We start from the raw sequence: 6,677 nt of genomic DNA on the forward strand, positions 1-6,677 counted from the left end.
TTATTCATCGGCGTTTGAATAGGTGAGGGTGAGCGTGAGGGTAGAGTGAGGGTAGAAGTTACCCTCACTCTGTTTATTGCCCGCAATTTTGTTGCAACACACTGATACACAACACTATAACACTTACATAACCCATAAACAAGTCACCTTCCGAACAGCATAAAAAGTGTGGTAAAACCCGGGAAAATGATACGAACAATAGCAGATTCGCTTGTATTTGCATGAGAAATAAGGAGAAAAGCATGAAAAATAGCGCAATACACAGAGAAAATTTCTCGTGAGATGACTAAAGATTGTACCCCCTCGTTTGTTATTCAACTTATTAACTTTATCTTTGTTCTATGAAAGCAAAAAAACAAAAGGAAGGAGACGAGGTTATGGCAAGTAATTATATTCGATTTGACTGGGCGATGAAGCGATTGCTGCGCAACAAGGCCAATTTCGGTGTACTCGAGGGCTTTCTGACAACCCTCTTGCAAGAGAACATCAAAATACAGAAACTACTGGAAAGCGAAAGCAACCAGGAAGATGAGTATGACAAGCACAATCGTGTGGACATGCTTGCCGAGAACTCTCGTGGAGAGCTTATCCTGATTGAAGTGCAGAACAATAATGAATACGCCTACTTCCAGCGTATGCTTTTTGGTACCTCCAAGTTGGTAACCGAATACATCAACCGGGGTGAAGGCTACGACAAAGTACGCAAGATATACAGCGTGAATATCGTTTACTTCTCATTGGGGCATGGCAAGGACACCGTCTATCATGGTAAAACTGAATTCCGCGGCATACACGATGGTGACATCCTGGAGTTAACCCCTTTCCAACGGCAAACATTCAAAGTAGATGCAGTAAGCCAACTCTATCCCGAATATTACATTCTCAAAGTGAACGACTTTAATAATGTCGCCAAAAGCCCGCTTGACGAATGGATATATTACCTGAACACGGGCGATATTCCGGATAATGCCACTGCCCCGGGGCTTAGTGAAGTACGCGAATTCCTGAAACTTGAACGCATGACCCAGGATGAGTTGAAAGCCTATTACCGACATCTGGATAATATTGTCATTCTTCGCGACAATATATATACAGAACGTGCGGAAGGACGTGAGGAAGGACGCGCAGAAGAGCAACGTCTTATTGCCTCGAAGCTAAAAGCTCAGGGGATAGCTTTTGAAATAATCTCTCAGTGTACAGGATTGTCCCCGGAAGATATAGTTACATTATAACAAGTTATCAAATAATAACTGCCATTCAGCAAGCACCCTGCAAACTGCCGAAACAATAAGTCGGAGTTTGCAGGGTGCTTTTTACTTTATTATGGTGCGGTTGCCCTGTTTTTATATCAACCTGCATACAAACAACCGATTTTTATGTAATTTTGCATAAACAACCAACAACAATTGATTATGAAATACTTAAACTCTAAAGCAGACCCGACTTTCAAGCGTGTGTTCGGCGAACACCCCGACTTGGCAATTAGCCTGCTCAATGCCCTGCTTCCTTTGACTGCCGAGCAGGAGATAACAGAAATAGAATACCTTCCTTGGGAAATAGTACCCGATAATCCCTTACGCAGCAGGAATTGCGTTGTCGACATGCGCTGCAAGGACAGGAACGGACGTCAATTCCTCGTTGAGATACAGATAATCTGGTCTCCCGAATTCAGGCACCGCATATATATCAACGCTTCCAAAGCGCACGTATGTCAGATTGGTAGGCGTAAAAAACAGTACGAACCGCTACAGCCCGTGTATTCGCTCAATCTGGCAAACGAGGTTTTCGAGCCTGAGTTAGAAGGCTACTATCATCATTTCCGTACGGTATATGAGGAGAATTCGGACAAGATAATCAATGGCCTGCAACTGATTTTCGTGGAACTTCCCAAGTTCAATGCCCGAAATTACACCGAAAAGAAAATGCAGACGCTGTGGCTTCGTTACCTGACGGAGATAGATGAAAAAACGCGTCAAGTGCCCGAGGAACTGCTCGCTAATCCTGAAGTGAAGAAAGCTGTGACGGCGTTGGAAGAGTCGGCTTTCAGCGATGCGGAATTGTTGGGATATGAAAAGTTCTGGGATATTATCAGTGTTGAAAGGACACTGTATAATAGTGCGAGACGAAAGGGCTTTGCAATAGGATTTGAAGAAGCCAAAGCTAAAGAATTTGAAAAGGTAAGGCAGTGATAACTGCCATTCAGCAAGCACCCTGCAAACTGCCGGAACAATAAACCGAAGTTTGCAGGGTGCTTTTTACTACAATCAAGTATCTAAGACGAAGAAATCATGCAGCGGTAATTTCGGCAAGCCTAATTTATCCGCAGCGGGGAGGTGGTAGATGAAAAAGAATCTCTAAGGTTCGGTTAATATGTAATAGTGATATATATTTCAATTATTAGCCTACCACCTCCTCTCTGCGGGGTAAATCAGTAAGTTGCTTTCCGCTTTTTATTGAAAAGGCGTACCGGTGAACATATTTCTTGTATCTGTTGCATTCGACAAGTCCAATTGAGGCATTGTGGTTAAAGATGCACAGTTATAAAACATTGCACTAAAATTAGTTCCATTGGAAGTGTCTATATTAGGAATACTTGTTAAAGAATAGCAACCACCAAACATACCACCAAAATCAGTTCCATTGGAAGTATCAAGATAGGGAATACTTGTTAAAGAATAACAGGCATTAAACATTCTTTCAAAATAAACCCCATTGGAAGTATTGAGATCTGGAATGCTTTCTAACAGATAACAACCATTAAACATATTATCAAAACGAACCCCATTTGAAGTATCAAGGTGAGGAATGCTTGTTAAAGAATAACATCCAATAAACATTGACATAAAGTTGGTACCATTAGAAGTATTGAGATCTGGAATACTTTCTAGCAGCTCACAACTATCAAACATATGATAAAAACTAATACCTTTGGAAGTATCAAGATGTGGAATACTTGTCAAAGAAGGACAGTGATTAAACATTGCACCAAAATCAGTTCCATTGGAAGTATTGAGGTTTGGAATATTTTCTAACTGTGGACAATAAGAAAACATGCTATCAAAATTAGTTCCATTGGAAGTATCAAGAAGGGGAATGCTTGTTAAAGAATAGCACTGACCAAACATTGCCTGAAAATTAGTTCCATTGGAAGTATTGAGTTGTGGAATGCTTTCTAACTGTTGACAAGCATAAAACATACTATAAAACTCAGTTCCACTAGAAGTATCAAGATGTGGAATGCTTGTTAAAGAATGGCAGCTACTAAACATACCACTAAAATTAGTTCCATTGGAAGTATCAAGATGTGGAATGCCTGTCAAAGAATAGCAACCACCAAACATACCACTAAAATTAGCTCCATTGGAAGTATCATATAGAGGAATTTCAGTTAGGTTACCATTCTGAGAGAACATATAGCTAAAATCTATAATGTTGCATGTATTAAACATAGGAGCTTTCTTTAACTTAGTATAAGTACCATAAATATAAGTATATGGTACAAACATATAGTCTGCACTCATCAATTGCTCCCCATCACACACGTCCGGCAAGTATTCCTGTTGTTTGCCCAGTTGTGTTATTCTCAAACCTGTTTTACTATTATCCGTCCACTCAAAATACCCTGCATCTACCCACATCCTCTGTATGGTATTTGGGTATAGCAAAGAGATAAACTCCTTATCCCCGTCCGACAATTCATAATTAGCTAATAACTTCGTGGTCTGCTGGCGATTGTAGTACGGCCATACCATGATGGATAGCTCGTCTATTTCATCGGTGGCAAACAGATGCAGGGCATTTGCCTCGGTGAACGGTACGAATACATATTCACGTATTTCATCCCAATCCATATTCATTCCGTCGAACTGGTTCTCCCAATAGCTTCGCAGTTGCGACTCGCTGCGCCAGTAGCCATTTTGGCTCCACTCTTGGTGGCGTTGCTCGTATTCCAAACCAAGAATTTGACCGAACAAGCGAAGGACATCACCGCGTAATTCTTCTTCAGTCAGATAGTCTACACCGGCCAGTACGGCGGTGGGCTGGCTCTGATTCCTTTCGTACTTGGCATCAATGCCCGTATACGACCACGTGAGCCAATCGTTACCGTTCCAGTCAAAGGCAATGCGAACAGGGGCATCTTTGCTTTGGTCTACGAAATGGAATTTGATACCGGCATAGTTTTCCCATTCAGAGGCTATTTGCTTTACCGTTTCAATCATTTGAGGGTCGGAAGGCGCATTCAGGAATTTGACGTAGATTCCCGCATTCTGATTCCATAGCTTTGCACCCTCGGCTACACCTCTTGTTTGAGGGTCGTTGCTGAGTTTCACGCCGTACCAGCGGATTTTACTTGAGTGGTTGCTTGCCTGTTCAGGTGTTTTAACGCCACCTAATTCGTCTTGGCTACAGCTTGCTATAAGCAGGAGCAAACTGGTTAAAAACAATAATATTTTTTTCATTTTAATTCTTTTTTTAAATGGTAATTGGGATACTTCCTATATAATAAAGCTCACTTCTTTCTTTTACACAAAGGGCGTACCAGTGAACATATCGTCTGTATTTATAGCATTTGATAAGTCTAATTGAGGCATTGTGGTTAAAGAAGAACATTTGTAAAACATTAGACTAAAATTAGTTCCATTAGAAGTATCAAGAAGGGGAATGCTTGTCAAAGAACGACACTCACAAAACATTCCCATAAAGCCAGTTCCATTTGCAGTGTCAAAGTGTGGAATGCTTGTTAAAGAATAACAACGCGTAAATATAAAATAAAAATCAGTCCCATTGGAAGTGTCAAGAAGTGGGATGGCCAGCAAAGAAGAACAATCACTAAACATATAACTAAAATCAGTCCCATTAGAAGTGTCAAGATGTGGAATAGTTGTTAAAGAATAACAACGACTAAACATATAACCAAAATTAGTTCCATTGGAAGTGTCAAGATGTGGAATACTGGTCAAAGAAGAACAATTAGAAAATATACTAGAAAAATTAGTTCCATTAGATGTGTCAAGACATGGAATACTTGTTAAAGAAGAACAGTAAAAAAACATATCAGAAAAATCAGTTCCATTAGATGTGTCAAGACATGGAATACTTGTTAAAGAAGAACAGATACCAAACATTCCCTGAAAATTAATCCCATTGGAAGTGTTGAGGTATGGAATACTTGTTAAAGAAGAACAGCTATCAAACATACCAGAAAAATCAGTTCCATTAGATGTGTCAAGAAGTGGGATGGTCGACAAAGAATAACAACGACTAAACATATAATTAAAATCAGTTCCATTGGAAGTATCATATAGGGGAATTTCAGTTAAGACACCATTGTTATAGAACATAAAGCTAAAATTTGTAATGTTGCATGTATTAAACATAGGAGCTTTCCTCAATCTAGATTGTTTAACAAGTGGAACAAACATTGATTCCGCACTTGTCAATTGCTCCCCATCACACACGTCTGGCAAGTAGCTCTGTTGCTCGCCCAAGGGGGTTATTCTCAGAGCTGTCTTAGTACTATCCGTCCACACAAAATACCCGGCATCCACCCATGCTTCCTGTATGGTGGTAGGCAATTCCAGCACCGCTGGCGGGTACAACTCGGCAATAAACTCCTTATCCCCGTCCGACAATTCATAGTTGGCTAATAACTTCGTGGTCTGCTGGCGGTTGTAGTACGGCCATACCATGATGGATAGCTCGTCTATTTCATCAGTGGCAAACAGATGCAAGGCATTTGCTTCGGTGAACGGTACGAATACGTATTCACGTATTTCGTCCCAATCCATATTCATTCCGTCGAACTGGTTCTCCCAATAGCTGCGGAGTTGCGATTCACTGCGCCAGTAACCGTTTTGGCTCCACTCCTGGTGACGCTGTTCGTATTCCAGACCAAGAATTTGACCGAACAAGCGAAGGACATCACTGCGCAGTTCTTCTTCAGTCAGATAGTCTACGCCGGCTAATACGGCGGTGGGTTGGCTTTGTGCCCTTTCGTACTTGGCATCGGTGCCTGTATACGACCATGTGAGCCAATCGTTGCCGTTCCAGTCGAAGGCAATACGTACGGGGGTATCTTTGCTCTGGTCTACGAAGTGGAATTTGATGCCGGCATAGTCTTCCCATTCAGAGGCTATTTGCTTCACAGTTTCAAGCATTTGAGGGTCGGAAGGGGTGTTCAGGAATTTGATGTAGATGCCGGCATTTTGATTCCATAGTTTGGCGCCCTCGGCTACACCTCTTGTTTGGGGGTCGTTGCTGAGTTTCACGCCGTACCAGCGGATTTTGTTTGATTGGTTGGTGGCTTGCTCCGGGTTTTTGATGCCACCTAATTCGTCTTGGGTACAGCTTGCTATAAGTAGGAGCAGGCTGGTTAGAAATAGTAAAGTCTTTCTCATGTTATTTATTGCTTGATTAAAAAAAATAATTTTCGAGGTTTTAAATAAGGTATCTCAATAGGTGGTAGGCAAAACAAATACCTATTAATTAAACAAAAATGAAGAACTCTTTTCCTCCTACCACCTCCCCCTTGCGGGGTACTCACCCCCTCCTGTTCCCCCGTTATCGGGGGGAAAAGCAACTTCCCAGGAGGAGGAGAATAGAGATACTTTGCGTATAATAAGATTGATTTATGGTTATCCGTATAAATACTTGCTCCGTATCATCTCCGTACCAAC

3 protein-coding genes and 1 pseudogene are annotated in these 6,677 nt (G+C 41.4%); 2 read left to right on the plus strand and 2 right to left on the minus strand.

What is annotated here, in order from left to right:
* The first annotated feature begins 341 nt into the window (after positions 1–341).
* Together B2Z67_RS09990 and B2Z67_RS09995 are read left to right on the plus strand one after the other, a co-directional pair.
* Complete coding sequence (locus B2Z67_RS09990) at positions 342–1,232, plus strand: Rpn family recombination-promoting nuclease/putative transposase (protein ID WP_291529682.1); 891 nt, start codon at positions 342–344, stop codon at positions 1,230–1,232.
* Between the two features lie 180 nt (positions 1,233–1,412).
* Positions 1,413–2,168 (plus strand): annotated as a pseudogene (locus tag B2Z67_RS09995) (Rpn family recombination-promoting nuclease/putative transposase); the annotation flags it as partial.
* A 282-nt stretch (positions 2,169–2,450) separates the two neighbouring features.
* Here the strand turns inward: B2Z67_RS09995 and B2Z67_RS10000 are convergent.
* Both B2Z67_RS10000 and B2Z67_RS10005 read right to left on the minus strand, forming a co-directional pair.
* Positions 2,451–4,460, minus strand: coding sequence for a BspA family leucine-rich repeat surface protein (locus tag B2Z67_RS10000; protein WP_291529684.1), 2,010 nt, complete (start codon positions 4,458–4,460; stop codon positions 2,451–2,453).
* 63 nt (positions 4,461–4,523) lie between these two features.
* Positions 4,524–6,398 (minus strand): BspA family leucine-rich repeat surface protein, encoded by a 1,875-nt coding sequence (locus B2Z67_RS10005; RefSeq protein WP_291529685.1) that lies wholly within the window; start codon positions 6,396–6,398, stop codon positions 4,524–4,526.
* Positions 6,399–6,677 lie beyond the last annotated feature (279 nt).

This window comes from Bacteroides sp. UBA939 (assembly GCF_002293435.1).
Lineage (GTDB): Bacteria > Bacteroidota > Bacteroidia > Bacteroidales > Bacteroidaceae > Bacteroides.

Excerpts from the sequence above, each read along its gene's own strand:
- B2Z67_RS09990 (WP_291529682.1), top strand. The coding sequence starts at position 342 with ATGAAAGCAAAAAAACAAAAGGAAGGAGACGAGGTTATGGCAAGTAAT.
- B2Z67_RS10000 (WP_291529684.1), bottom strand. The coding sequence starts at position 4,460 with ATGAAAAAAATATTATTGTTTTTAACCAGTTTGCTCCTGCTTATAGCA.
- B2Z67_RS10005 (WP_291529685.1), bottom strand. The coding sequence starts at position 6,398 with ATGAGAAAGACTTTACTATTTCTAACCAGCCTGCTCCTACTTATAGCA.